Origin of the sequence: Allobaileyella intestinalis, from assembly GCF_009695865.1 — a bacterium.
Lineage (GTDB): Bacteria > Bacillota > Clostridia > Peptostreptococcales > Anaerovoracaceae > Allobaileyella > Allobaileyella intestinalis.
This window is the reverse complement of sequence record NZ_VUNB01000002.1, coordinates 191,592-216,661: the sequence shown is the minus strand read 5'-3', so window position 1 is coordinate 216,661 and position 25,070 is coordinate 191,592. Positions and strand designations below refer to the sequence as shown.

24 protein-coding genes and 1 tRNA gene are annotated in these 25,070 nt (G+C 47.5%); 5 read left to right on the top strand and 20 right to left on the bottom strand.

Annotated features, from left to right (window positions below):
• Window positions 1–563 precede the first annotated feature (563 nt).
• From FYJ66_RS02935 to FYJ66_RS02915, 5 genes are all read right to left on the bottom strand, one after another.
• Window positions 564–791, bottom strand: a complete 228-nt coding sequence (locus FYJ66_RS02935; protein WP_154572015.1) for a heavy-metal-associated domain-containing protein — start codon at window positions 789–791, stop codon at window positions 564–566.
• 104 nt (window positions 792–895) lie between these two features.
• Window positions 896–1,051: a FeoB-associated Cys-rich membrane protein gene (locus tag FYJ66_RS02930; RefSeq protein WP_154572014.1), complete on the bottom strand. Its 156-nt coding sequence runs from the start codon at window positions 1,049–1,051 to the stop codon at window positions 896–898.
• 18 nt (window positions 1,052–1,069) lie between these two features.
• Complete coding sequence (feoB, locus tag FYJ66_RS02925) at window positions 1,070–3,244, bottom strand: ferrous iron transport protein B (RefSeq protein ID WP_154572013.1); 2,175 nt, start codon at window positions 3,242–3,244, stop codon at window positions 1,070–1,072.
• A 151-nt stretch (window positions 3,245–3,395) separates the two neighbouring features.
• Window positions 3,396–3,617, bottom strand: coding sequence for a FeoA family protein (locus FYJ66_RS02920; protein ID WP_154572012.1), 222 nt, complete (start codon window positions 3,615–3,617; stop codon window positions 3,396–3,398).
• Window positions 3,618–3,725: 108 nt separating this feature from the next.
• Entirely contained in the window at window positions 3,726–3,947 is a 222-nt protein-coding gene (locus tag FYJ66_RS02915; RefSeq protein WP_154572011.1) for a FeoA family protein, read from the bottom strand.
• A 198-nt stretch (window positions 3,948–4,145) separates the two neighbouring features.
• Between FYJ66_RS02915 and FYJ66_RS02910 the strand changes: the two genes are divergently transcribed.
• Entirely contained in the window at window positions 4,146–4,535 is a 390-nt protein-coding gene (locus tag FYJ66_RS02910) for a metal-dependent transcriptional regulator (RefSeq protein ID WP_235897333.1), read from the top strand.
• 147 nt (window positions 4,536–4,682) lie between these two features.
• On the opposite strand, the gene FYJ66_RS02905 is transcribed toward FYJ66_RS02910, so the two are convergent.
• Window positions 4,683–5,255 carry a flavin reductase family protein gene (locus FYJ66_RS02905; protein ID WP_154572010.1) on the bottom strand — a complete coding sequence of 191 codons (573 nt, stop codon included), beginning with the start codon at window positions 5,253–5,255 and terminating at the stop codon, window positions 4,683–4,685.
• 268 nt (window positions 5,256–5,523) lie between these two features.
• Here FYJ66_RS02905 and FYJ66_RS02900 point away from each other — a divergent pair.
• Window positions 5,524–5,599, top strand: a tRNA-Lys gene (locus tag FYJ66_RS02900).
• A 100-nt stretch (window positions 5,600–5,699) separates the two neighbouring features.
• On the opposite strand, the gene asrC is transcribed toward FYJ66_RS02900, so the two are convergent.
• The 9 genes from asrC to FYJ66_RS02855 all read right to left on the bottom strand — a co-directional run bounded on the left by asrC (window position 5,700) and on the right by FYJ66_RS02855 (window position 17,196).
• Window positions 5,700–6,731 (bottom strand): sulfite reductase subunit C, encoded by a 1,032-nt coding sequence (gene asrC, locus FYJ66_RS02895; protein WP_154572009.1) that lies wholly within the window; start codon window positions 6,729–6,731, stop codon window positions 5,700–5,702.
• Window positions 6,732–6,743: 12 nt separating this feature from the next.
• Window positions 6,744–7,541: an anaerobic sulfite reductase subunit AsrB gene (gene asrB / locus FYJ66_RS02890; protein ID WP_154572008.1), complete on the bottom strand. Its 798-nt coding sequence runs from the start codon at window positions 7,539–7,541 to the stop codon at window positions 6,744–6,746.
• Window positions 7,531–8,559: an anaerobic sulfite reductase subunit AsrA gene (gene asrA, locus FYJ66_RS02885; RefSeq protein WP_154572007.1), complete on the bottom strand. Its 1,029-nt coding sequence runs from the start codon at window positions 8,557–8,559 to the stop codon at window positions 7,531–7,533. The genes asrB and asrA overlap by 11 nt, the downstream gene beginning before the upstream one ends.
• A gap of 231 nt (window positions 8,560–8,790) precedes the next feature.
• Window positions 8,791–9,582, bottom strand: a complete 792-nt coding sequence (locus FYJ66_RS02880) for a leucine-rich repeat domain-containing protein (protein WP_154572006.1) — start codon at window positions 9,580–9,582, stop codon at window positions 8,791–8,793.
• Between the two features lie 38 nt (window positions 9,583–9,620).
• A complete protein-coding gene (locus FYJ66_RS02875; protein ID WP_154572005.1) occupies window positions 9,621–11,135 on the bottom strand; it encodes an ATP-binding protein in 1,515 nt (504 codons plus the stop codon).
• A 7-nt stretch (window positions 11,136–11,142) separates the two neighbouring features.
• Entirely contained in the window at window positions 11,143–12,507 is a 1,365-nt protein-coding gene (locus FYJ66_RS02870; protein ID WP_154572004.1) for a vWA domain-containing protein, read from the bottom strand.
• Between the two features lie 58 nt (window positions 12,508–12,565).
• Complete coding sequence (locus FYJ66_RS02865; RefSeq protein WP_154572003.1) at window positions 12,566–13,381, bottom strand: ABC transporter ATP-binding protein; 816 nt, start codon at window positions 13,379–13,381, stop codon at window positions 12,566–12,568.
• Window positions 13,382–13,416: 35 nt separating this feature from the next.
• Entirely contained in the window at window positions 13,417–15,969 is a 2,553-nt protein-coding gene (locus tag FYJ66_RS02860) for an ABC transporter permease (RefSeq protein WP_154572002.1), read from the bottom strand.
• Between the two features lie 57 nt (window positions 15,970–16,026).
• Window positions 16,027–17,196 (bottom strand): iron-containing alcohol dehydrogenase, encoded by a 1,170-nt coding sequence (locus FYJ66_RS02855; protein ID WP_154572001.1) that lies wholly within the window; start codon window positions 17,194–17,196, stop codon window positions 16,027–16,029.
• 242 nt (window positions 17,197–17,438) lie between these two features.
• Here FYJ66_RS02855 and FYJ66_RS02850 point away from each other — a divergent pair, with 242 nt between their 5' ends.
• From FYJ66_RS02850 to rd, 3 genes are all read left to right on the top strand, one after another.
• Window positions 17,439–17,897, top strand: coding sequence for a RidA family protein (locus FYJ66_RS02850; RefSeq protein WP_154572000.1), 459 nt, complete (start codon window positions 17,439–17,441; stop codon window positions 17,895–17,897).
• Between the two features lie 128 nt (window positions 17,898–18,025).
• A complete protein-coding gene (locus FYJ66_RS02845; RefSeq protein ID WP_154571999.1) occupies window positions 18,026–18,892 on the top strand; it encodes a nitroreductase family protein in 867 nt (288 codons plus the stop codon).
• A gap of 157 nt (window positions 18,893–19,049) precedes the next feature.
• Complete coding sequence (gene rd, locus FYJ66_RS02840) at window positions 19,050–19,211, top strand: rubredoxin (protein WP_154571998.1); 162 nt, start codon at window positions 19,050–19,052, stop codon at window positions 19,209–19,211.
• A gap of 125 nt (window positions 19,212–19,336) precedes the next feature.
• On the opposite strand, the gene FYJ66_RS02835 is transcribed toward rd, so the two are convergent.
• The 5 genes from FYJ66_RS02835 to FYJ66_RS02815 form a co-directional block, all read right to left on the bottom strand.
• Entirely contained in the window at window positions 19,337–20,482 is a 1,146-nt protein-coding gene (locus FYJ66_RS02835) for a DHHW family protein (protein WP_235897332.1), read from the bottom strand.
• Between the two features lie 12 nt (window positions 20,483–20,494).
• Window positions 20,495–21,898: an MBOAT family O-acyltransferase gene (locus FYJ66_RS02830; protein ID WP_154571997.1), complete on the bottom strand. Its 1,404-nt coding sequence runs from the start codon at window positions 21,896–21,898 to the stop codon at window positions 20,495–20,497.
• Entirely contained in the window at window positions 21,888–22,640 is a 753-nt protein-coding gene (locus FYJ66_RS02825) for a DUF4358 domain-containing protein (RefSeq protein ID WP_154571996.1), read from the bottom strand. The genes FYJ66_RS02830 and FYJ66_RS02825 overlap by 11 nt, the downstream gene beginning before the upstream one ends.
• Window positions 22,640–23,461 carry a GDSL-type esterase/lipase family protein gene (locus FYJ66_RS02820; protein ID WP_206156976.1) on the bottom strand — a complete coding sequence of 274 codons (822 nt, stop codon included), beginning with the start codon at window positions 23,459–23,461 and terminating at the stop codon, window positions 22,640–22,642. The genes FYJ66_RS02825 and FYJ66_RS02820 overlap by 1 nt, the downstream gene beginning before the upstream one ends.
• A 327-nt stretch (window positions 23,462–23,788) precedes the next feature.
• Complete coding sequence (locus FYJ66_RS02815) at window positions 23,789–24,958, bottom strand: aminotransferase class I/II-fold pyridoxal phosphate-dependent enzyme (protein WP_154571994.1); 1,170 nt, start codon at window positions 24,956–24,958, stop codon at window positions 23,789–23,791.
• Between the last annotated feature and the right edge of the window lie 112 nt (window positions 24,959–25,070).

Here is a 25,070-nt window from a genome sequence, read left to right as displayed (position 1 = left end):
GTAAGTGTGTCATTTGATGTGATACTTTTTGAAGTCACAGTGTATTCCGTTGTGGGGGCACGATACCCTGGAGGTTACAGCGCCGTTACGGAGGGGGCACGATAGGGTGAGGATGTGATCTGGGTGGAGTCTTGATTGGGTCAGGATGGGATATGGACGGGGTCCGGACTCCATGAATACCCCGAGATTTACAAAAACCGATATCTCAGGGTAAGGTACAAGATTTTTTTGTGGGAATGTACCGCGGGATTGCCAATTCTGCAAATCCCGCGGTATTCGTAACACCTAACCACGTAAAAAAGAGGCATCTGTACTCTTGAAATCTCAATATACTCGAGAAAACACGAAGTACAGATGCCTCTTTCCTTTCTTGCAGGACTGAAAAGTACAGTGGGATTCAAGAAATTTTCAATCCCGGGGCAGAAAATCTATGTTTTTTTGGACAGCGTACAGCAAAGTACAGCGAGATTTTGAAAATCCTGAATCCCGCCGTACCCTCCGTCCCTACCGAACAAGTGCAAGTCAAATGTCTCCTGTGCACCTGTCTCACAGCAGATAGGATTCTATTTCTCAGCAGAGGAGAATCCCATGTAGTGGTACCCTGTCTTTTCAATGACTTCCTGAACTACCTGTGGATCGACAGGCTCCCCTGTCTGGAACACCGCGTTGTTCTTGCGCCTGGACGCCTTTATCTTTTTCGCATCCGGAAAAGCCTTCCGGAGCTCATCGGCGATGTGGGATTCGCACATGCCGCACATCATTCCATCTATTTTTACTTCGTTCTTATACATCTCTTAATTCCTCTATTCTGTGCATGATCCGGTGCGTTACACTATCTCCCGTACAAACCGGGTATGGATAAGGCCACAAGGGAACGCTCCGCTGCGGACATCTGTTATTTTGTTTTTTCTGTTGTGCCGCAGCTGTGTCCGCAGGAACTGCAATTTCCTCCGCAATTTTTGCAGGAACTGCCGTTCTTAAGACTGTAGCCCATGGCCAGGACGGCCAGCACAGCGATCACCAGTGCAACAATAATGCTTGGAAAATTCATTTTCTTCACCGCCTTTGTTTATGCTTCTGTGGCCATAACGGCTCCATCCAGAGTGTTATTTTTCCTGTAAGGATTTCTGCGGAAGATGAAGTAAAGGGCTGCAACGATTAATGCAACTGCAACGGCAGTTCCCAGAGTGAAGGCGCCGCCAGATAGGAATGCGCCGATCTGATATGTGCACATTGCCAGGACATAGCCTATTCCCATCTGGTATCCCAGAGTGATCCATCCCCACTTCCTTGAACCCATCTCACGGAATGCAGTGGCGATAGCAACCATGCAAGGTGCGTCGAAAATATTGAACAGGAGGAAGCTCATTCCCACCAGCTTGCTGCCGCCGAACATAGCGTTGATGGCGGTGGCAACAGCCATCTCTGCATCGCTGGTAGCGTGAGCCAGCATTCCGAGAGTAGCTGTAGCCTGCTCCTTTGCCACCTCTGCGGATACCGAGGCAACGGCTCCCTGCCATGTGCCGAATCCCAGAGGCATGAATATCCACTTCAGTACCTCACCGATGTACCTCAGGAAGGAGCTGTCGATGTCGTCAGCCAGGAAACCGGACGGGCCGAAGTGCATCAGGAACCAGATGACGATACACATGGTGAAAATTATTGTACCTGCCTTGATGATAAACGCTTTAGCTCTCTCCCATACGTGGATGAGCACACCCTTTACTGTAGGAATATGGTATGCAGGAAGTTCCATTATGAAAGGTGCCGGATCGCTGGAGAAGTACCTGGTCTTCTTGAGGGCGATACCCGAGCAGATCACGATGGCCAGTCCCAGGAAATACATGCCAGGTGCAACGAACTTGCTTCCAGGGAAGCAGACCAGAGTCATCATTGCCACGATTTCCATTTTGGCACCGCAAGGCATGAAGGTTGAAAGCATAATGGTCATGCGGCGGTCTTTTTCGTTCTCTATGGTACGGGCCGCCATGATAGCCGGAACACCGCAGCCTGTTCCTATGAGCATAGGAATGAAGGATTTTCCGGACAGTCCGAAGCGGCGGAAGATACGATCCATGATGAAGGCCACTCGCGCCATGTATCCGGAGTCTTCAAGAATGGACAGGCACAGGAAAAGGAGGATCATCTGAGGCACGAATCCCAGCACTGTTCCCACACCGCCGATTATACCGTCAACCAGCAGGCTCTCCAGCCAGCCCGGAGCTCCAATGGCATCAAGTCCCGCAGTTGCACCGTTGGTTATCCATGTTCCGAAGAAAACATCATTGGTCCAGTCCGTGAGCCAGGATCCAAGGGTTGTAACGGAGATGAAATACACCAGCCACATGATTCCCGCAAAAACAGGCAGTGCAGCGTAGCGGTTGGTAACCACTCTGTCGATCTTGTCAGAAGTGGTCATGGCGTGCTTCGCCCGTTTTTTCTTTACCGTATGGGCCACCATATCCTGAATATATGTATATCTCTGGTTCGTGATGATGCTCTCAGCATCGTCGTCCATTTCTTTTTCGCAGTCCTGTATGTGGAGGTTGATATGCTTTATGAGCCCTTCCGGGAGCTGCAGCCCCTCTGTTGCTTTGGTGTCTCTTTCAAAAAGTTTTACAGCGAACCAGCGGAGGTTTTCGGGATCCACTGCGTCCTGTATTGATTCTTCGATATGGGCCAGGGCGTGTTCAACGCTGCCCGTGAAAACATGGGGCAGCTCCCTGTGGACTCCTGCAAGCTGTTCCTTTCTGAAGGCCTCTGCCTCCTGTATAGCCAGTTCTGCAGCCTTCTTCGTGTTCTCGCTGTGGAGTGCGCTGATTTCGATGGTCTTACACCCCAGCTCCCTGCCCAGCTTTTCTGTGTCAATCTTGTCGCCGTTCTTTCTTACAAGATCCATCATGTTGAAAGCCAGGACCACAGGCAGTCCTATCTCAACCAGCTGTGTGGTAAGGTAAAGGTTCCTCTCAATATTCGTGCCGTCCACAATGTTCAGAATCACATCCGGCTTCTCATTTACCAGATAGTTTCTGGAAACTACCTCTTCCATTGTGTAGGGGCTTAGGGAGTAGATTCCCGGCAGGTCCTGGATAATCACGTCCTTATGTCCGGACAAGCGCCCTTCCTTCTTCTCCACCGTTACTCCCGGCCAGTTGCCCACGTACTGGGTACTGCCGGTGAGATCGTTAAACAACGTTGTTTTACCGCAATTGGGATTTCCCGCAAGTGCTATTTTTATACTCATTCCTTCCTCTTTTCTGTACTATAGTTCTCCCCGTTTCTCATCTTTTCTCATCGTTTTTCATCTTAGCCCGGGGAGCTTTGATGTACTGTTCTCTTTTGTGAGCCCTTTTTGATCCGGGCTCTGAGATCTTTGAAAAAGCCGTATCAGGTTATCAGCTCATCTCAAGAATATCGGCATCTTCCTTGCGGACAGACAGTTCATATCCTCTGACTGTGACTTCCACCGGGTCTCCAAGAGGCGCCACTTTGCGGACATAGATCTCTGTACCCTTTGTAATGCCCATGTCCATGATCCGCCTCTTCAGCGCACCGCTGCCGTGAATCTTTATTACGGTAGCGCTTTGACCTATGGGAACATCTCTCAACGTTTTCATATCTCACCCTCCTTGTTCTTTTATATAAACAGGCCCTGAAGGCCTGATTCGTACCAGTTTTGAACCTGTGAGCTGCCAGATAACAGGCGATTCGCCGCATACCTCCGGCTACAGAATTACAAAGATTTTTTCTGCCATCTTTGAAGTCACCGCCAAGGTGGAATCCTTCACCTTGATAATAAGATTTCCCTTCCCCGGAGCCGAGACCACTCTCACCTCTGTGCCCGGAACAATGCCCAGGTCCTCCAGATGCTTTTTCGTCTCAGGACTTCCTCCAACCCGGGAAACCATCAGCTTTTCCCCTGCATTGGACATTGACAATGGAAGCATGAACTCATCTCCTTAACAAATAAAACTAATAAAACAGATATTTGATTAGATGCATCTAATTTTGTTATAATTATATAACTAAGCAAAAGAATGTAAATTTAATTATTATTTATTTGTTTATTTGAAGTTAGATTGGTTTTATGCACTTAGATTGTTTAACTTAAAGGGACGATACTGATATGAGGAGGTTTATTTGCAATGTCCAGATCTGAACAGATGAAAAGCATATACCGGACTTTTGAAGATTATCTGGAGGCCATACTTATAATAAAAGAACGCCAGGGCTACGTCCGTGCCACAGACGTAGCTTTGCAGCTGGGGGTTTCTCAGCCCAGCGTTTCATATTCAGTAAAAAGAATGGAAGAGAGAGGCCTTGTTTCCAGGGATCCCAACAACATGCTGCTCATCACAGAAGAAGGATTGAAAATAGCAAGGAGGACATACCAGCGTCACAAGTGTCTGGAAAAAATTTTTCTTTCCCTTGGGGTTGATCCGGAAACTGCCAGAAATGACGCCTGCACTGTAGAACACGATTTAAGCGAAGAAACTTTTCAGCTTCTGTGCGAACACTTTGAAAAAATACAATAAAGTCAGCCCGGCGACATTCTAAACTATGAACGTAAAGCGCAAAAAACGTCTGCCCCCTTCATGCTAGTCATTTTCATGGCACTTCGGGGAAACAGACGCTTCTTCATTTCTTATTTGCTTTCGTTCGCAGCCTTGCTGCTCTGTTTTCTACTTTTCTACCAGATCCATGCCGGCCTTCCAGGCACCGGCAACCTCTTCACCGTACCTGTAGTACTTGCGGCCGAAGGTATCGAAGATCAGTGGATCCATTTTTCTGATATCCACGTTGCCCTCTTCGTCCAGAAGGCTGTCGTCCACCAGCACTCCGAGGATGTCTCCGTACACGTGCAGACAGGTCTTGCCCTGGACAATCTCGCTGACCTTGCACTCCAGAGTCACCGGATACTCCTCAACAACAGGAGCGTCTACCTTCTCGCTTTTTACGGCGTGCATGCCGGATCGCTGGAACTTTTCAGGGTCCTTGTTGCCAGTAGCGATTCCGAAGAAATCAGACTCCTTCACATGGGCTCCATCAGCCACGCTGAGGGTGAATGCTCCTCTCTTCCTCAGGTTCTCCGTGGTCTTGTGACCCTCGCTTATGTTGAGCACCACTTCCTTGGAGCCGCAGACGCCGCCCCAGGCCATGTTCATTACGTCAACAGTTTCATTCTCGCTGTAGGTAGCGATCATCAGCACCGGCATAGGTGCCAGCAGCGGCTTTACACCCAGATCTTTTTTCATTTCCTGTTCCTCCTTTTAAAAAAAGTATCTCGCAAGCAGGTCATCCACGGCGGTCTTCCCTTTTCTACGGGAACCTGTGCCGTCAGATATTGACTTTCTCACGTTTATATCATATAAGTTTACTGCTATATTTTATCAGCTGAGGTCCGTCACTTCATCAATAAAATGATATATGAATCACCAGAACACCCTGTTAACGAGAAAACTCAAAAAAAACTGTTGACGTGGTCCCTCTGTAGTGGTAATATAATTGAGCGTTCAGCGATATGCGTCATTAGCTCAGCTGGCAGAGCACCTGACTCTTAATCAGGGTGTCCAGGGTTCGAACCCCTGATGACGCACCAGTTCAAAAACCTGCAACTCAAGAGTTGCAGGTTTTTTCGTGCCTTCAGAACGGGGCTTTCAAAGTCGTCTTTGTCAGCATCTTTTATCAGCTCTTTAAGCCTACTCTTCTCTTTCCGAGAACCGGAACATGGAATGTCTCAGCTCGTTTGTCTGGTCGTATCTCTTTCCGCCCCAATAGAGTCTGCCCTGTATCTCGCACTTAGGGTTCGGATGAACGTCTCTCATTATATATGACAGGAACTCTTCAAATCCGGTGCGGTCCACAATGTAACCGATGTGCTCCTTAGATTCTACCGCCTCTCTGTCCAGATACTTATCCAGATAATCGTAAACATTGCAGATGATCTTGAACACCGTATCTCTGTCTGCCCACTTCATGAAGTCCTGGGCCAGTCTTGGATTTTTCTTGCCTGTCCTGCCCAGAAGAACAACCCGGAAATACTCTTCCTCACTTCTGGTCCAGGCTCTTGTCGGGCAGTAGTTAATGCAAACACCGCATCCTATGCACTTGTTGGTGTCCCTCTCGACCTTTCCGTTTACGATTTTCAACGCTCCTACAGAACGCTTTTTACAGTACTTAACACACTGCTCGCAGCCGATGCATCTGTCTCTGTTGTACTGTGGCTCGGTCTGGCCCATTATGCCGAAGTCATTCAGCCTTACGTGAGCACAATCATTGGAACATCCGGTAAAAGCAATTTTCACATGGTGATCGTTAGGGAAGATCGCCTTGTCTATGTCCTGGGCAAATTTCTTGGTGTCGTAGCAGCCGAAAGGACAAAGAGAAGATCCAGGACAGGCCACAACGTTTCTTGTGCCCGATGCCGGATACCCTCCTTCGTACTGTTCCTGATTAACCCCTCTGTTTTCAATGATGAGCTGAAGGGCCTTGTTGACTTCTTCCACATCCTGCAGATCGATACCGGGAATCTCGAAGCCCTGACGGTTGGTGAGGTTCACCATTCCCTTCCCATATTTTCTGGCGATGTCCACCACCCTCTGCAGGGAATCCACGTCGATTTCCCCACCTGGGCAGCGGACCCTGGAAGCCGTTTCACCCCTGACCTTCGAATGGCGGAAGGCGTTTTTCTTCAGCTTCTTCATATTCGTATCATAGCTCGTTCTATTCATATCAAGGCCTCCCTAATCTACCAGCCACTTGTGATCCGAGAAGCGGAACACAGGTCCGTCAATGCATACGTACTTGTCGTTTATACGGCAGTGACCACATTTTCCAATGCCGCAGCTCATCCTTCTGGAATCTGAGATCCACACATTTTCCTCTCTCAGTCCCCTCTTCATCAGCTCTATCATGGAGAATTTAATCATTGGCGGCGGACCCACAACAATAGCCATGCAGCTTTCCATATCCCGCACAGGAACATCCGGAATGTACTTTGTGACCATTCCCACTTTTCCTTCATAGTCCTCAGGAGCACCGTCTACAGTAAGAGTCAGGTCTATCTGATTTTCCCAAGCTTTGAAGTCATCCTTGAACATGATCTCATCAGGATTTTTAAATCCCGCAATAAGGTGGCAGTCCTGAGGATGGTCTCCTCTGCACAGGTACTGAACTACTCCCCTGATTGGTGATACGGCAGTACCTCCAGCCACGATTATGATCTCCCCCTTGCTGTACAAGTCCACATCGAACCCGTTTCCATAAGGTCCTCTGAGGAAAAGAGTGTCTCCTTCTGTTACGTTTTCGAAGAGCCAGTCAGTGACTTTTCCTACGCAGCGAAGGGTCAGATCTACGTAGCCCTCTCCGATTCCGCTTACAGAGATAGGACATTCACCGACCTTCGGTATGGAGATCTGGAAAAATTGTCCTGGCTTCACCGGACCATTGTGGGAGAACCGGAAGGTCCACTCCTGGTCAGTGTGTTTTATCAGCTCCAGCACCTTTGAAGGAATTGGAAGATACTCGTTCTTACCTGCCATTCTGTTCTACCTCCAGTTCTTTAACTCTTCTATCCAGTTTGTTTATACAGTTTGACATGGAAATGTACTCAGGGCAGACTGTGTCGCAACGGCCGCACCCTACGCACATATCGTATCCAAATCTTTTACGGAAATCACTTACCTTGTGGAGAACTTTGAACCTCATTCTCTCTCCGTTGGTTTTCCTGAGCTTCAGCCCCCCTGCCACATCAGTGTAACCGTCGATCATACAGGAAGCGCAGACTCTTCTTCTCTCTCCTACCTTGCCATTGTCTGTGTAAAAGAGATCCTGAATGGTGAAGCAGGTGCAGGTAGGGCAAACCAGGGTACAGCGGCCGCAGTTAATGCATCTGGCGGAATACTCGTCCCACATACTGTCGTTGTAGATGCTCACAGGAATCTCCTCCGGTCTGGAAACTTCCTTTTCGCTCTTCTCAACGAACTGGGGAACAACCTTTTCCTCTTTTCCATCTGACTCTGAAAATGCCTTCCTCAGGCTTTCATCTTTTACATCGCAGAAAACCTGTCCATCTGCCACGTCAATAGAAAAAGCGTATTCATCGGTTTTGTTGCTTCCCATGCTCACGCAGAAACTGTTGGCACATGGCGTGCCGCATCCGATTAAAGCTAATTTAACCTTTTCCCTGCGGCGCTCATAATAATAATCATCATTCTCACCGTTTCCCAGAAACATCTGGTCCAGTCTCCTGACTCCGTGAATGTCGCAGCTCCTCATGAAAACTATGACCGGCCTCTGATCCAGGCTGGATTCCCTGATCTGATCTTCAGTGAAAAAGAACATGGTTTCAGACAGAGGAATCACAGCGTCTTTGAAGGAATAGTCAGACCGGATATCCAGTTCCATTTCATCAAGGCTGTTAACAAAGTCGTAACGGACTACATCTGTGTCTTTGAACCGTCCTTCTCCATTCTTCAGCGCTGGAGCGAAGATCCTGTAATCCGCGCTAAGATTGTGAAGAACCTGATCAAAGCTGTCTCTGCTCAGCACATAACCCATTGGGGCCTCCTTTTTGTGTTTATGCATATTTATGCATAAAATATACACCGTTAAAAAACTATCATTGTGTTCCTCGATTATATGTTACCCAGGCCCCTGATTTCTACCGTTTTCGGCCCATTTGCCTATTTTAATTCATTGAAAAACAAAGGCCGGTTCATGCATATTTTTATGCATGAACCGGCTCATATTGTTGCTTTTGCAACAGCATAATTCAGCTGTGTTATTTCGTCACGCAAAGGGGTCCCAGGCTGCAGGGTCATCTTTCACTCCCATACCCTGTTCTTTTTCTTCATTTCTCATGATGTTGGCTGCCTCGAGAAGGACAGCAGAAAGCTCTGTGTTTTTCATTGCAACAGCCTTGTCTGTAAGATTTTGGATGCAGTCGTAAGGCAGGAGCTTCCTGTCAAGGATGAACACAAGGGCCTGCTTGTCATTGCTGTCCAGGACCAGAGAACCGAATTCCTCTGGATCCTCCGAAACCATAGCTGAAAGGATTCTTTCTTTTTTCTCAGGGATTTTCCCCTGGCTGCCTCCTCCCCAGCTGCTCATAAACGTAAGGGCTGCCTGGTTCTGATACTTTTCTGGAAGGAGCTTTATCTGCTCCGGGTCAATATGGATTCTGCTAAGGGAGAATGCACCGGAGAAACAGTTCCTGTCTATTTCCTGAACCGTTTCTGGCACCCACACCTCCTTCAACTTCCCGCAGCTGCCGAACATAAAAGCATCCATTTTTTTCACCCCTGAAGGAATCCTGAGTGACAGAAGGCTTCTGCACTGAAGGAACACCTGGCTGCCCATTTCCTCCACCTGATCCGGAAGGCCTATGTATTTCATGGAGATGCACTCCCTGAAGGCCTCGTCCCCTATTATGCCAACAGACTGAGGAACCTGGAGAGCGGCCAGACGGCTGTTACCATAGAAGGCCCTTGCGGAAATTTCGTTGATGTAGTCCGGCACCTTATATTCATCTGTATCTATGTCGAAGCTTACCAGCTTCTTTCCTATAATCAGAGATGGCATCTGTTCTCCCTGTTCTTAATAAACTTCAGTTTCAGTTGTTATTTCTCCAGTTGGCCGATTCTTTCCTGAAGGTCCTTTTCTCTATCGTAAAAAAGAACTTCTTTATTGTGCCGGAAATATCCGTCACTGCCGTATTTTCCGATGAACCGGGAGCTGTATTTATTTTCTGTGAGAGTGGTTACGAACACCAGCATCTCGTTATCGTCTCCGTAGGCCTTTTCCAGGAAACCGAAGGCATTCTCCAGCCTGGCCGACCCGTTTTTAACCAGCTCTTCCTTCTTTCCGTTTCTTCCTCCCATGTATCCGCGGATTACAGACACCGGGTCGTCCCTGCCTGTGGTGGCACCTGAGCTTAAGAGTCCGCCTATTTCAGAAAGAGCAGAAATAACTGCCAGGCTGACTCTCTTCTGCCCTCTGGAGATGGAATGAGCTCTGCTCTCCCGCTGAACCTGGCTGCGCATTTCCTCTCTCCTCTGGTCCAGAAGGGTAACTGCCTGGGCACAGCCTCCCCGGGCCAGCCTGTCCCTGTCTCCCTTGATTATTTCCACCAGCTGGCCGATTACTTCGTCTTCCTCGTTTATTTTCCTGAAATCCGAAATAAGACCGTCGCTCAGCATTCTTATTATTGTAATTCTCTCGTCAAAGGCTGCTTCCCCTGCCTTTGCAGCAACATCCGGGTCCCATGTGCCATTGAGAATATCTGTCACATCGTATTCCTGGCGGAATTTGTAGAACAGGTCATAATAGGCCGCAAAATCTCTGGCTATTCTCTGGTCCTGAATGTACTGGCTTATGAGGTCGATGTCCACTGGAAGGTGGTTTTTCTCGTACAGATCTATGATGCCTGCCAGATCCACCCAGCCTCTTGCGGTGACGAACAGCTTTCCATCTACCGTTGTCTGAACCGAATAAAAATCGTCTTTTTTTATCTGCAGATAGCTGAGAACCGCACTGTTGACCCCTTCGTTTTGCGCATATTTCTGCCAGACAGCAAGGTCAGGCTCCACATCTATTCTCTTCAGCCTGTCCAGGGTCACAATGTCCATTTCCCGGACTGAATCGTTGTATTCCGGAGGATTTCCAGCTGTTACCACCACCCATCCTTCCGGCACCTTATGTCTTCCGAAGACCTTGTACTGAAGGAACTGGAGCATTGAAGGCGCCAGTGTTTCCGAAATGCAGTTGATCTCGTCGAGGAAAAGGATACCTTCCTTGATGCCTGTGTCTTCCATGGTGTCGTATACGCTGGCGATGATCTCGCTCATGGTATATTCAGTGGTCCTGTACTCCTGACCGCCATATTCCTTCTCATGAATAAAAGGAAGGCCCAGGGCGCTCTGCCTGGTGTGATGGGTCATAGAATAGGATACAAGGCCGATGCCCATCTCCCTGGCCACCTGGGACATTATGTCCGTCTTTCCGATTCCCGGCGGCCCTACCAGAAACAGAGGTCTCTGCCTCTCTACGGGCACAATGTACTCTCCGAACTCGTCCTTGCTTAAGTATGATATTACAGTATATTTAACCTGATTCTTTGCCTGCTCTATGTTCATGATATTTCTACTCCTCTGAAAATTCCACCTTCATGGCCCAGTCAGGAACCTGCACATCCTCCTGGTCATCAGTAAAGATAAAAGCCGTGTCGTAAGAAGGTTTCTTCTTTGGAAAAATTCCCTTTCCGTCTGTGAAATAAAGGAGCCCTCTCAGATCTCTGAACTGCCTGTCTTTAAGCATCTGATTCACATACCGGAACACAGGCCTGAAGTCCGTACCTCCCCGGCCCTTGATCTCCATATTTTCCAGATACCTGTCAACTTCATCTCTGCTGTGAAGGACTACTGCTTCCTGTATCATGGAATCGCACTGAATAAGATGAATGTTGAATTTCCGCCTGATAACCGTCTTGTTCTGCAGAATCTCAAAACTCTTCCTGATAAAGGATCTCACAAGGGGTCCGTCTGTGGACCCTGAAGTATCTATGGCGATGACCAGGTCACTGATCTGCTTCTCATCGCTGTATTCCAGAGGTTCCACCAGAGGCATGTCTCCATACAGCTCCATTCCGTAAGAATAATAGATATAATCGAAAGAATTCTGATCTATTTTCACCGTCTCCCGCCTTCTGGCGAACTTCCGGAGAAAAGTAGTAAAATCCACAGGTTTCCGGTGAATGTCAGCCAGGGAGTCTGCCAGGCTTTCCTCTCCTCCGCCGTTATCCCTGTCATCCATCTCGATGCCCGTTCTCACCAGATCGCTGATCTTGTCCCAGTCCTTTTCAGAAACAAGCTGAGAGCCTTCCTTCTCCCTGCTGTCCTCATCATCTGATTCCTCAAAGTCAAAAAAACTCTGGCTCTCTGAACTGTACCACAGCCTGTGATCGTCCACCTTGAAGATCTCACCGAGCCGTTTAATCTCCAGGTCCTGAACATCCCTTTCCTTAAAGGCGCTGTAAAGCCGGTCAGCCTTCAGTTTTCCGTACCTGCTTCTGAGAAGGGCCAGCTCCCGGCCTCTTTCCTCATCAGCCTTACAGGCGAAGCACTTCAAATTCAGCTCCATTATCAGCTCTTCCACCGCCACATCAGCCGCAAGATTCCAGAGCCTTGAATCGATTTTTCCGCTGACAAAATAATGCTTCAGTATGCAGTGAAGCAGAAGGTGCATGTAGTCGTGGGTCAGCCTTGAAATGGATTCTGAAGCTCTGCTGAGGATTCCTTCTGGTCCGTAAAAAAAAGATGTTCCGTCGGTCATCAGAAGGCGGCCGGCTGTTTCCTGGTCTTTCAGGGCAAACACAGCCGGATCCATGAAGCGCATGTTGGTGACCAGTCTCTTCTTGGTAATGGCCAGGGCCTCTGCCGCCAGAGCTGCAGCCTTGATTTCATCCGGGCTTTTTTCTTTAGTTTCTGAATACATGGTCTTATCTTTCATGGAAGTATTTTATCAGACTGCAAGTGAAAATATGTAAAAGAATCATGACTTTTTTGGTTTACATTAAGTTCAGGATTTTTTCATAGAACTGATTTTCCGAGCCTTCCCGCAAAAGTTCTTCTCCAATTCTGCCTTCCCTGATAATGAGGAGTCTCTGGCTTCTGGCTGCCAGTTTAGGATTGTGGGTTACCATAATTATTGATGTTCCCGTGTTTTCGTTGATTTCCGCAAGAAGATCTGCAACCATGTTTTCTGATTTTTCGTCCAGGTTACCTGTAGGTTCATCGGCCAGCAGTACTTCCGGGTTGTTTATCAAGGCTCTGCATATTGCAACTCTCTGCCTTTCTCCTCCTGACAGCTCGTAGGGAGCCTTGTCCAGAAGCTCGTCCCTCAGGCCTGCGCTTCTGCTGAGTTTCAGGGCCCGTTCCTTAAGGTCCGATTCATCTCTTTTGTCCAGTATCCCCGGCAAAATAATGTTGTCCATGGCCGTAAGGCTGTCCATCAGGTTAAAATCCTGGTAAATAAATCCCATCTTTCTCCTGCGCAGGTCCGCCATTTCATCAGTCCAGAGGTGGCTGGTCTTCTTTCCCATAAATGTCAGGTCACCTGAAGTAGGCCGGGATATGAGTCCCAGGATCCGGAGAAAAGTGGACTTTCCGCTTCCGGACCTGCCCATAATGCTCACGTATTCACCCTTGTTGATAACCAGATTGATGCCTTTCAGCACGTGAATTCTTTTCTTCGATTCATCGGCCATGCTTTTGATTACGTAATCTTTATGTATATCCTCAGCTCTGACCAGGGCCCTGTCCTCCGGAGCCTCTCTATCAGCTGGAATCTCTTTTTTCTCGTATATTTCCTTTGATTCACTCATCAGTATTGCCCTCTCCATATGAAATCACCTTACCCTCAGGCCTGGTTACCATCCATTTTGCTGATTTTCTTCTTCAGAATTTCCCTGAGTATTAACTGAACTATCAGGAAAACAAGCCACACTGCCATGGTGCCCACAGCCGAATTTCTCACCTGGTCCGGGGTGAACTGCCTCATGGACCAGGATATTTTCTGAAAAACCAGGGCTGTTCCTGCTGCTGTGGCAAAAGCAGGAAGGAAGTACGGTCTCAGCTCATTCCTGACAAACCTCTTCTTTGTTCTGGAATCTGTTCCCAGGTAGAAAAGGAGGGTGTATTTTCTCTTCAGTTCCTCTTCTTGTGTAGTGAAGCGGAGAACGGTTATCAGCACCGATGCGAACATGAGAATTATCAAGGTCATGGTATTCACCACAGTTCTCATTATTCTTTCAGTGGTAACATCCTTTATCATAGCCTTTTTGCTGTATACAGGTCTGATTTCCCGGTCCCATCTGGAATCAGCCTTATGGCGCCGGGTGAACTCCCTGGTCAGCCGGTTCATTTCATCTGAGTGGCCTTTAACCTTGTCTGTATTAACCAGGTACATAACATCAGGCCCTTCTTTCTGGGATTCTCTGATGCTGCTGAAATACCTGTCGCTGACTACTACGAGATTTTCCTGTTTTCCCCGGTTGAACACTCCGGTCAGGACTGCATACTCACTGCTTTCTATCTTGTGCTCAGGATAAACGTTCTGCCTGTTCATCCAGTTGTATGAATCCAGTGGCTGTCCAATACGGAAGTTAGGCTGACCGTGATACATCAGCCACTCGAAAGGATGGGCTTCCAGGGACGAGTCCTGCTGGAAAACCACATGTACATCACTGCCCTTCAGGTTCAGCTTTCCATCTGACAGATTCGCCTTGTAATTCCTGCTGTTCCTGCTGTCACCGGATACCTTGTCCTTCAGCATATAGTATTCAGACTCAGGAATCATGAAGTGCTGTCCCTGAGGCCACAAAACTCCCATATTCGTATTTGCCAGAATGTCCGCCCAGGTATAAGGCCCTCCGTGAGCCGTAGTAACCCGCACTCCCGGAACCTTCAGCACATCCGCTCCAATTTTTTCCATCTGCAAAACAAGGTCACTGTCCTTCTCGTCCCCCATCATCACCTGGTCATATGGGAAAAGTCTCTCTGGTTTCTCTGCCATCAGAACATCCCCCTGCCTTATGGCGTAAGGGCCCAGAATGGCAAACTGAATTCCTGTAAGAATGATCATGGTCATTGCTGTGGTCATGAAGTGGTACGTCATGGCCGAACGGCCGGTTCGGAGGAGCTGGTTCCCCTTCCTGGTGTATCTGGCCAGCATTCCGCTGATTCCGTACATTATGAAGCCAGCCCCCAGAATAGAATAAAACATGTATTTCAAATCTTCTGAGGACAGCTTTCCTCCGTAGGAAACAATGCCTGCTGTCATGAACACCACACCGGCGCCCAGAGATGCCCCTGTCTCCCACTTCCTCGGCAGCCTTTCTTTTCTTATGGAAACTGTTTCTGAGTTGGTCTGCCAGTTTGAAATCTGGTAGTTCACCATCAGGGAAAAGAAGGTGAGCACTCCGTAGAATCCCAATGTGATCAGGTACATAACCGGCGACAGCGGGGCTCCATTAATGCTTGCTGCTTCCGAAGCCCAGTGTTTTATTGAAAGGACGATTACCGTACCAGCACCGCAGCCCATGGCAACGCTTATCAGTGAGCTCACAATATATTCCATCACTCGATCCACAACGAGAAGATCTGACCTGGCCCCCAGGTTTTTCAGTCCTCCCATGGCTCTCCGCCTGCTGGATCCGTAGACTCCGTATGCAAATGCCATCAGAATGATATTCAGAATTATGGCCGTCATCATGGTGTCTTTTATTATCTGTTCCAGTCCTCCGCCGATCAGAAGGTTTTCACCAGTATGAACGGTCTGGAACATTCTTCTGATACCCAGCGCCGCAAAAAGGAAGGTAGAAGAAACGCCTCCGCACAAGGTCAGAAGTATGTACTCGCCTCTGTATGCTCTGGCCACACCTCTCAGTATCCGGTATATGCCGGATGAATAGCGGCCTCCAAAAGCAAGCCTTTCCTTTCGTTCCTGCTTTTCTTCTATGTGCTTTTTGTCCAGAGCCTTGCTCCGCCTGTCCATCTCCTTGTATTCGAGCGCATATTTATTCAAAATAAAATCCACTATTGTGATGAAGGGCCACATGTATCCCCAGGCAGTACAAGGTACGCTGAAGCTGAAAAAATAGGCCATATACACTACGGCGCATCCGCAGTTAAAGTGGGTTATTCTCACAAGAGACTTTGTAAAACCAGTTCCCCGAAAGAGGCATATGGCCTTCACCAGTGCAGCTATGGCTCCCGCCACAGGCGCAGCAAATAAAACAGCGGACATCAGGGAGTAATCTGCTGCTCCTTTGAGTACATGAACCTCATATTGAAATATGGTTTCGCTGCCTCGGCTGGTCTTTATCCAGGGCAGCAGAACAAGGGCGAAAATCCACAGATTTATTATTGCGCCAAGGATCTCCAGTGCCCTGTCTTTCCTCGTCTTCTCCATAATCCAGTTACTTCATTTCTATTGTTTACAGTCATTTAAGTTTACAGACATTCTAGTTTACAGACATTCAAGGTAGATCTGATAAATTTCATCATGATCCAGCTGCCTGTATGCCCCCTTGGAAATTCCCGATGAATCTGCTGCTTTCTTCAGGATTTCCTTGTCAGTTATGCCCATTTCAGTGAGGGATGAAGGCAAACCTGATTCTTTAATAAAGTCTTCCAGGGCCTGAATTCCCGCCAGGGCCATTTCCTCATCAGTCATGCTCCCCTGCTGGATGCCCCACACGTTCCTGGCAAATCTTACGAATTTCCCAAGGCCGTCTTTATAAATGTGGTGATAGTATACGGGATGGAGAACAGCCAGTCCCTCTCCGTGATTGCAGTCTGTAAAGGCGCTGAGCTGGTGCTCCATGTTGTGTGCCTGAAAGTCCTTGTCTTTGCCCATTTTGATTATTCTGTTCTCAGCCATGGATGAATCCCACATCAGGTTGCTTCTGGCATTGTAATCTTCCGGGTCGGCAATGGCTTTTCTCATGTTTTCGATTGTGTTCTTCATGAGAGCTTCTGAAATATCATCAGAAACGTTTCCGTCATCAGGTCCGGAAAAATACGTTTCCATAATGTGGCTCAGGATGTCAAAACTTCCTGCCCGGAGCTGCTTCATGGAAACACTGTAAGTATATTCCGGATCCAGAAGGGAAAACTGTGCATTTGCTTCCACATAGTCTATGTCTGTCTTTATTCCTGTTTCAGTGTTGGTCAGCACAGAACCGCCGTTTACCTCGCTGCCTGTTGCTGCTGCCGTTACAACAATGCCCAGTGGAATCGGCTTGTGATTTATGGTTCCCTTTTTTGCCCAGTATTCATCCCAGGGTTCACCATCGTAAAAGGCGGTCATGGCTATGGCCTTGCAGCAGTCCATTACGCTTCCTCCGCCTACTGCCAGAATCAGATCAATATCTTTTTCCCGGGCCAGTTTACGACCCTCCATCATCTTCTCATATGTGGGATTGGCCATGATTCCGCTGAACTCAATTACATTTTTTCCTGAGTCTTCAAGGACTGAAATCACCTGATCATATATGCCGTTTTTCTTGATGGATCCCGTTCCATATCCCAGCATAACGTTTTTGCCGTAATTCTTCAGAATTTCCGGAAGGCAGGTGTTTACACAGCCCTTCCCAAAGTAGACTTTAGTTGAGTTCTCAAATATAAAATCTTTCATTGCCTGTTGACCTCTTGTGACATCTCATCTGATGATCCGGCAGTATATATCCCGGCTGAACCGGCCTTTTACCTGACTGTGAAGGCACCGGCAGCCTGAAGCCCACCGTGATTTAATACGGGTATAATTATATTCTTTCCCGCTGATTGTGTTCAATAATTGTGTTATAATTCTGAAAAATATTGTGTTATTCAACAATTGATTGCCGATTGTAATATGCTATCTCACAAGGAGGTATTGAAATGAACGTTGAAGCAAGGATTAAAGATCTGGGAATCACCCTCCCTCTTTCCTCACCGCCTAAGGCAATGTATGTTCCAGTAAAGAGAACGGGAAACCTGCTTTTCGTTTCCGGGCAGCTGCCAACCAAAGACGGCCAGCTTCTCTACACGGGAAAGGTGGGAGAAGATGTTACCCTGGAGCAGGCTCAGGAATGTGCCAGGTACTGCATGATCAACCTCATGTCTGCCCTTAAGGCTGAGCTAGGTGATCTGGATAAGGTAAAGAGCATCGTAAAGCTTCAGTCCTTCGTTGCCAGCAAAACAGGATTTGATCAGCAGCACATCGTTACTAACGGAGCCAGCCAGCTTCTGTTCGATGTATTCGGTGAGGCAGGGAGGCACGCCAGAACTGCAGTAGCTGTTAACCAGCTTCCTCTGGATTCCCCAATAGAAATCGAGGCCGTAGTTGAGGTAGAATAACGGTTTCTGTCCAGATAATACCGTGTGAACACCGGTATAAAAATAAAATTTAACAAGTTGCTGTTTCCCTTGGTCTCATCTCGTAGTAAAATGTCTACGAGGAATGTCAAGATAAAGGAGGACATGCTATGGAATACATTGAATACTTTGAAGAGATCAAGAAGCATCAGTCCTGCAGAGACTTTACAGAACAGGCCGTAGGAGCCGATGAGCTGAAGGAACTGCAGGAGTACTTCCACAGATGCAGAAGACTGATTCCTGATCTGAAGATGGAGATGCTTGTCTATAACGGTACAGCTGCTGATAAGATTGGCAGAGCAGCAGGATACAACGGATTCCTGGTATCTGCACCTAATTATCTCCTTCTCTTCTCTGATACAGGTGATCACTGGCTGGAGAACGCAGGATTCGTTGGAGAAGCTCTTACACTGAAGCTCACACAGCTGGGCATCGACTCATGCTGGATGACCATCAACGATGGATCAGCTATCAAGGAAGCCCTTGTTCCTGACACAGACAAGGAAATCGGCGTTCTTATTGCCTTCGGCTACAAGGCTAAGGAGGAGAAGCTGGCCAGACTTGACATCAAGAGCCCTTCAAACGTAAAGATGCACAAGAGAACAGGCCCGTACGCTGCACCTAAGATTGAGCTCAGCGATCTGCTTTACGACAAGAAGTGGGGCAAGCCTGTGAATGTTGATCTCATCTACAGAGATCTGAAAGAACCTCTGCTGGCTCTGGGTGTTTCCCAGTCCTTCTTCAACCGTCAGCCATACAGAGTTATTATGGACGATGATATTATCAGCCTGGTTGCTGTTCCTGACGAGATGACATCTGATTCTGATATCAGACTGGGACACGGAATTGCCATGTTCAACTTCCAGGCAGTTCTGGCAGCTCACAGACCTGCAGACACTCAGTGGAAGTTCGATGCTCCTGACAGAGATCTGGGACTCCCTGAAGATGTAAAGTTTGTGGCATGGTGTGCAATCTAAGAATTGCCTCTTCTGCAGAAAATAATTGGTTTTTATTGTTTACTGAGTGAGTTGAGTATGCTATTATCAGGTCAGGTAAACAATAAGGATACAGCAGGATTCACATTGGTCCTGTTACGTTTCAGAGATCCTTTGGGATCCCGAAAGGAGAATTCAAATGAAGAAATATGTATGTGATGTATGCGGATATGTTTACGATCCAGCAGTTGGTGATCCTGACAACGGAGTAGCTCCTGGCACAGCTTGGGAAGATGTTCCTGAAGATTGGGTTTGCCCTCTCTGCGGCGTAGGCAAGGACTCTTTCTCTGAGGAAGAGTAATTCCAGTTACTGGCTCAACCGGAATTTTGAATTGAATAGGGAAACCTCCCGTATCTGGATTCCAGAACGGGAGTTTTTTTATTGAGATTTCTTTGGTAACGATACTAACGATACTTCTTTCAGCATTAATTATTTTCAAGGGCAAGGGCCAGGGAATCATCTCCGAAGAAGGTATCGCTGTTATACAGGAACAGCACTTTTGTTACTCCTTCAGAATCCATGAGCCTGTCGATGTTGTCGAAATAGTACCTTGGATCCACTACAACTATCTCGTAGTAGTCCTGGGTCAGGAACGGTATGAAGCTGTTGGCATAGGAATCTTTAACTATGAGCAGTCTTTCCTTTGATTCCACCGGTGTTTTAATAGTATATTCCGGATGGTTGCTTCCTCCGAAAACAGTGTATTTGTCCTTCTTCTTCAGGTTCTTCAGCTTGTAGAACTTTGTGGTTCTGGTCTGGGTGTCGCTGAAGAATATAACAGAAGACTTATGATTGCTGTAATCCGGCAGGAAAAGGGTCACATCATCGTTTCTTCCGTTGGCAAAACCGCTTTTTGACGCCAGGCTTCCTCTGAAGTTATTTGCCACAACTTTTCCAGTGTACTTTCTGGCAGGTATGCCCAGGGATGGAGCAGCCTTCTGATATGCAATATAAGCTCCCTCCGTTGTCCAGTGATGGTCTGTTCTGTAGTACACCTGAGTTCCTTTGTCTGCAGCCTTCTGAAGTTCAGGACGAACATCTATTGCTCCAATTCCTGCTCCGTTCAGGGCCTTGAAGAACTGATCCATATACTTGTTCTGATCTGCCATTCTCACCGATGCAGGAAGCTTGTCCGCCATAATGTTCCCTGCCGTAGGTGCCAGCAGGAAGTTCATCTGAATATTGCCGTGCCTGGCCTTAAAGTCTGCCAGGGCCTTTTCAGTCCTGTCCAGGTCGCTCTTATCCGGCTTTGTTACATCCTCAATAAGGTATCCGTCTCTTGCCTTGTATACCCCGTTGGCTTCAAGGCCACCAGCTGCTACATCGGCTGCGGATTTAACCCTGACAAAAATATTCCTTCCCGGAAACTGGTCGTCAGCATACTTCTCCATCCTTGATTCAAACCTGCCTTCAACGTACTGAGAAAAGCTGAGATCAGGAAACTGCTGAAGCATGCGGTTCTCGGTAACGGAAAAGCTCTTGTCCTTTATCAGGATGCCCATGACTACCATGAATCCCACCATAAATATGAAGCAAAGTGCTGCTTTTTTGTAATAGCTCTTATTATCCATTTATACCTTCTATCAGAATCTGAAGTAAAGGAACGGATTGTATGATCCGAACACCAGATATGAAACTGACAGCACGAAGATTCCTGTCATCAGTGCCAGGCCCGGCCACTGAGCGGTACCAGCGATTTTCCTGAATCGTTCTCTGGCTGCCGGCGTGCTGCAGATGGCAGAAGCTGCCAGAAGAACAAAAGAAGTTCTTAACAGATACAGTGTCTCCACATCTGCCAGCGGCTTTCCAGCCATGAAAAACATGGTCTTCAGGTACTGGAAGGCCTGGCCTATATCTGTAATGCTGAAGAACACCCAGCTTACAATAACGATAAGCATTGTATAGGTATGCTGAGCCCAGAGGGGAAGCCTGCTGATCTTTTTCCCGTAAATATACTTCTCAAGTATCAGAAGGATTCCGAAGTATGTGCCCCACATAATGAAGTTCCAGTTTGCTCCATGCCACATTCCGGTCAGAGACCACACAATGAGCAGGTTAAGAATATGCCTGTGAACCGGCACCCTGTTTCCTCCCAGTGGAATGTACACATATTCTCTGAACCAGCTGCTGAGGGACATGTGCCATCTGCGCCAAAAGTCTGTGATTGATGTGGCAATGTAGGGATAGTTGAAGTTTTCCAGGAAGTGGAAACCCATCATCCGTCCGAGGCCGATGGCCATATCAGAATATCCGCTGAAATCGAAATATATCTGGAAGGTATATGCAATAATGCCTATCCAGTATGTGAGTACTGTAACCTTGCTGTCCGGCAGTGCTGTGACGCTTGCATAGAGTGCTCCCAGATTGTTGGCCAGTATCACCTTTTTGCCCAGTCCGAAAACAAACCGCATTGCTCCACGGCCGAAATCCTCCAGGCTGTGACTCCTGTTTTCCAGTTCCTCTGCCACGTCTCTGTACCTTACGATAGGTCCGGCAATGAGCTGCGGGAACAAGGACAGATACAGGGCGAACCTGAAGAAATTCTTCTGAGGTGGAACGTCATTTCTGTACACGTCTATTACGTAGGACATTGCCTGAAAAGTATAGAACGAAATGCCTATTGGCAGGGCCAGGGCCGTGTATTTAATGTGAGCACCTGTAACGCTGTTGATGGTGTCCATCAGGAAGCCGAAGTATTTAAAGAATCCCAGGATGAACAGGTTCATCACAACTGCGAAAGTCAGATTTTTTTTGCCTGTTCCCCCTTTTCTCTGTTCGCTTTTGACCTGAAGGGCGCAAAAGTAATTGAGAAATGCGCTGTAGATCATAAGGAGCACGTATACCGGCTCTCCCCAGCTGTAAAAAATCAGGGAAGCTGCCAGAAGAACTGCATTTCTTGCCCGGAGATATCTGGAGGGAATGATGTAATACAGTCCCAGTGTAAGGGGCAGGAAAAAGAATATGAAGATGATGCTGCTAAATAGCATTTTTGAACACCTCCTCATATTTCTCCGGTGATTTTGCTGTGCAGTAGAAGAGATATCTGCCCTTCTTCCTGATTATTGAATTGTCCAGCTCCTTCACCTGTTCCGGGCCGTAACTGTCGAATTTTCTTATCTGACTGTCCACCCTCTTGTCCACGGCATCCTGGACGGCAGTAAGATCCTGGGGATCCTTGGCTTTTACAATAAGGAGCTCATCAACTCCCAGAGCTTCACCACTCTTATAGTAAATGTATGAATCATAATTTCTGTAATCCAGGCCCATAAACTGCAGCAGGTCCCTGTCGCCACAGGCCTTCATGTACTTGTCGATGTCCGTCTCCTTCTCCATCTTCTTTCCGATGTCGCTGACAGCCACATCCCTGGCTGAATTGCTCTTGTATACAACCACCAGGAAAAGAACCATCAACGCTACAAGAACAATCTTTATGATAAGCCCGCCTCTTTCGGCAATAATCTCCTTATCAGATGGATGTTTTTCACTGAAAGATCTGTTCTCTCCCCCGTTTCTGATTGACGGGCCGGAGGCAGTATTCTTCTTGTTCTCCTTAAGAGAATCTTTACTGTGATTTTCAGCAAGGCGGATTCCTGCCAGGCTTCCCTCACCTCTTGAGTTGCCGGAAGTTCTTTTTCCCCTTAAAACGGCCGTAAGGCCGGCAGTTCTGCCAGCCCTGTACGTCACCTCATCAATGTATTCAGATAAATGTTTTGCTTTATATTCTTTCATTATAATTGTGCCGCCTTTGCCATTTCATCCATCCAGAGAGGATAGTATTCCGGGCTGGCGTGTATGCCGTCACCTGCATATAGTTCAGGATGGTCCTGAAGAATAGCAGTATCGTTAACGAAAATATACCCTTCCTTATTGCACATTCTTTCCAGAGCCTTGTTGAACTTTTTGTAATTTCCAATAGAGCTGTTGCTATTAATGGCGTCCTGACTAGGTGTGGAAATAGAGCACACAAGGATCTTGGAATCAGGAGATTTTTTCCTGAAAGCCTTAATAAGAGAAGAATATTTCTTGATGAACGCCGTTGAATCTCCTGAATAGTTTCCCATGTCGTTCATTCCAAAGGCGAAAAATGCCGCCTTCGGCTCTGTTGCTGCTGCCTTGTCGAAAAGGTCGCTGCTGTTGAGTACCGATGCACCGATCTTGCTGTACACCTGCTCTTCACTGAGCCAGCCGTACACAGACAGACCTTCTGTCAGAGAGTCCCCTGTTACAGTACAATTTCTGAACAGCTGCTGGTATCTCGTCTTCCTGTCATCTGACAGGCTTCCGCCGTTGGCTGCGCTGTCCAGCTGATCAACTGCGTGCTCCACATCAACGACGCTGGCCTTCTGAAGGGCTGCCGCCGCACTTATATTTCCCTCCATTTCCTTCTCACTGTGCCTGCCGTTTAAATTAGGCCTTACCAGCTGAAAAATAAAAACCAGGAAAAGCAGTATCACTACTGCAGAAATCACCGCTGCCAGCCTGTTTCCAGGCTTTCTGGCGTTTTCCGTCATATTTGAAATCTTGTTCTTTATATCTTTATTGTCTTTCAACCAGATCACCTCTGTACAACCATTCATCCCGTAACTACCCATTCCGGGAATCAATCCTATTCATGATAACAAATCATAATTTTTTTGCAACCGCATACTGACCTCTCCTGCCCACAGCCATATTCCTTCACCTGCCCTTAAACATTCTCCGCCCCCAGCTTCAAGGCTTTATCAGCCCACTGAAAAAAGCGGCTTCCGCCGCTCTTCCAGTGTAATGTTATTCCTTCCGGACACTCTTCCCCAAGGCATCCGGAAAATTGTATAAGGAGAATTTTTATTAACAAGCCAAAATCTGATGGCGTCGATTCCGGCCTTGCAATAACTTGTTTACTTTACCTTGAACAGGCTCATCTTGCCCAGCCTGTCGAAGGCTCTGCCCAGCTCCTCTGACGGAAGTGTGCAGCACATTCTCACATAGCCTTCTCCGCATCTGCCGAATCCGCTTCCCGGAATCATCAGAACGTGAGCCTCTTCCAGCATTCTACGGCACACTTCCTCTGAAGTCAGGCCTGTGTCTTTAATATTAATGAAGAGGTAGAATGTGCCTTTTGGCGGATACGGAACATGCATGTTTCTAAGTTTGTTCACCCGCTGTGAAGCATAATACATCCTCTTCTTGTATTCCTCTACTACAGGAGGCTGTATCTCGTGTCTCATCCTCAGAGCCGCAATGGCTGCCCTCTGAGAAACTGAAGGCGGTGTAAAGGTTACGGCCTCGTTGATTGTAGCGATCGTATCGATAATGTGTTTCGGAGCTACAATATCTCCAACTCTCCATCCTGTCATCAGGAAATCCTTTGAGAAGGAATTGATGGTAATACTTCTCTTGTCCATTCCAGGAAGAGTCATAAACGGAACGAACTTCTCCTGATAGCTGAAAGAAGTGTAGATGTCATCGCAAACTACCAGCAAGTCGTACTTCTCCGCAACCTGAGCCAGCTTTTGCATGGTCTCAAGGCTTAATGTGCTTCCTGTAGGATTGTTAGGAGAATTGATTACAATGGCCTTGGTCCTCTCATTGATCATGTTCTCCAGCCTCTTCACATTAAACTGATAATCTTCCTCCTCCAGGGTGTCGAATTCCAGGGGAATGCCTCCGGCCAGCCTGACCTGATTAGGATAAGGCAGGTAATAAGGCGACTGGATAATAACCTCATCCCCCGGATCCAAGATGGCCTGCATTGCATAGAACATTCCGATATTCCCGGATGCGGTAATCATTACGTTATCTATAGGAAGATCATAGCCGTACTCCTCTCTGTAGAAGTAAACCAGCTCTCTCCTCAGTTCCACGTCTCCACGCTGGGGAGTATAGTGGGTGTGTCCTGCTTTAGCATCTCTGAATGCTGCTTCTGTAACCCTCGGGTCGGTAGTCAGGTCCGGGTCTCCCACTCCAAGGTTGATGATATCCTCATAGGCCGCCGCCTTCTCAAAAACATTCTTCAGCGGTGTTGAAACGTCCTTCCAGTATTTCTTGGCAATATACTTATCCTTCATTTCCTGTTTCCTCTTAGTACCCTGTTCTACGGATCTGCTGCCAGCGGGCCCTTGTGAACCCGTCCCCTTTCGTTTCATTTAATATAGTGCAAACATACCAAATTTGCAAGAA

Coding starts and splice junctions, on each gene's coding strand:
- asrA (WP_154572007.1), bottom strand. CDS start 8,559: ATGGGTTATGTGCTGAGCAGAGACAGCTTTGATCAGGTTCTTCACAAT.
- FYJ66_RS02930 (WP_154572014.1), bottom strand. CDS start 1,051: ATGAATTTTCCAAGCATTATTGTTGCACTGGTGATCGCTGTGCTGGCC.
- FYJ66_RS02915 (WP_154572011.1), bottom strand. CDS start 3,947: ATGCTTCCATTGTCAATGTCCAATGCAGGGGAAAAGCTGATGGTTTCC.
- FYJ66_RS02905 (WP_154572010.1), bottom strand. CDS start 5,255: ATGAAAAAAGATCTGGGTGTAAAGCCGCTGCTGGCACCTATGCCGGTG.
- FYJ66_RS02880 (WP_154572006.1), bottom strand. CDS start 9,582: ATGCCATCTCTGATTATAGGAAAGAAGCTGGTAAGCTTCGACATAGAT.
- rd (WP_154571998.1), top strand. CDS start 19,050: ATGAAGAAATATGTATGTGATGTATGCGGATATGTTTACGATCCAGCA.
- FYJ66_RS02865 (WP_154572003.1), bottom strand. CDS start 13,381: ATGAGTGAATCAAAGGAAATATACGAGAAAAAAGAGATTCCAGCTGAT.
- asrB (WP_154572008.1), bottom strand. CDS start 7,541: ATGGCAGGTAAGAACGAGTATCTTCCAATTCCTTCAAAGGTGCTGGAG.
- FYJ66_RS02870 (WP_154572004.1), bottom strand. CDS start 12,507: ATGAAAGATAAGACCATGTATTCAGAAACTAAAGAAAAAAGCCCGGAT.
- FYJ66_RS02910 (WP_235897333.1), top strand. CDS start 4,146: ATGTCCAGATCTGAACAGATGAAAAGCATATACCGGACTTTTGAAGAT.
- asrC (WP_154572009.1), bottom strand. CDS start 6,731: ATGAATAGAACGAGCTATGATACGAATATGAAGAAGCTGAAGAAAAAC.
- FYJ66_RS02845 (WP_154571999.1), top strand. CDS start 18,026: ATGGAATACATTGAATACTTTGAAGAGATCAAGAAGCATCAGTCCTGC.
- FYJ66_RS02875 (WP_154572005.1), bottom strand. CDS start 11,135: ATGAACATAGAGCAGGCAAAGAATCAGGTTAAATATACTGTAATATCA.
- FYJ66_RS02825 (WP_154571996.1), bottom strand. CDS start 22,640: ATGAAAGAATATAAAGCAAAACATTTATCTGAATACATTGATGAGGTG.
- FYJ66_RS02935 (WP_154572015.1), bottom strand. CDS start 791: ATGTATAAGAACGAAGTAAAAATAGATGGAATGATGTGCGGCATGTGC.
- FYJ66_RS02850 (WP_154572000.1), top strand. CDS start 17,439: ATGAACGTTGAAGCAAGGATTAAAGATCTGGGAATCACCCTCCCTCTT.
- FYJ66_RS02855 (WP_154572001.1), bottom strand. CDS start 17,196: ATGAAAGATTTTATATTTGAGAACTCAACTAAAGTCTACTTTGGGAAG.
- FYJ66_RS02815 (WP_154571994.1), bottom strand. CDS start 24,958: ATGAAGGATAAGTATATTGCCAAGAAATACTGGAAGGACGTTTCAACA.
- FYJ66_RS02860 (WP_154572002.1), bottom strand. CDS start 15,969: ATGGAGAAGACGAGGAAAGACAGGGCACTGGAGATCCTTGGCGCAATA.
- feoB (WP_154572013.1), bottom strand. CDS start 3,244: ATGAGTATAAAAATAGCACTTGCGGGAAATCCCAATTGCGGTAAAACA.
- FYJ66_RS02835 (WP_235897332.1), bottom strand. CDS start 20,482: ATGGATAATAAGAGCTATTACAAAAAAGCAGCACTTTGCTTCATATTT.
- FYJ66_RS02830 (WP_154571997.1), bottom strand. CDS start 21,898: ATGCTATTTAGCAGCATCATCTTCATATTCTTTTTCCTGCCCCTTACA.
- FYJ66_RS02920 (WP_154572012.1), bottom strand. CDS start 3,617: ATGAAAACGTTGAGAGATGTTCCCATAGGTCAAAGCGCTACCGTAATA.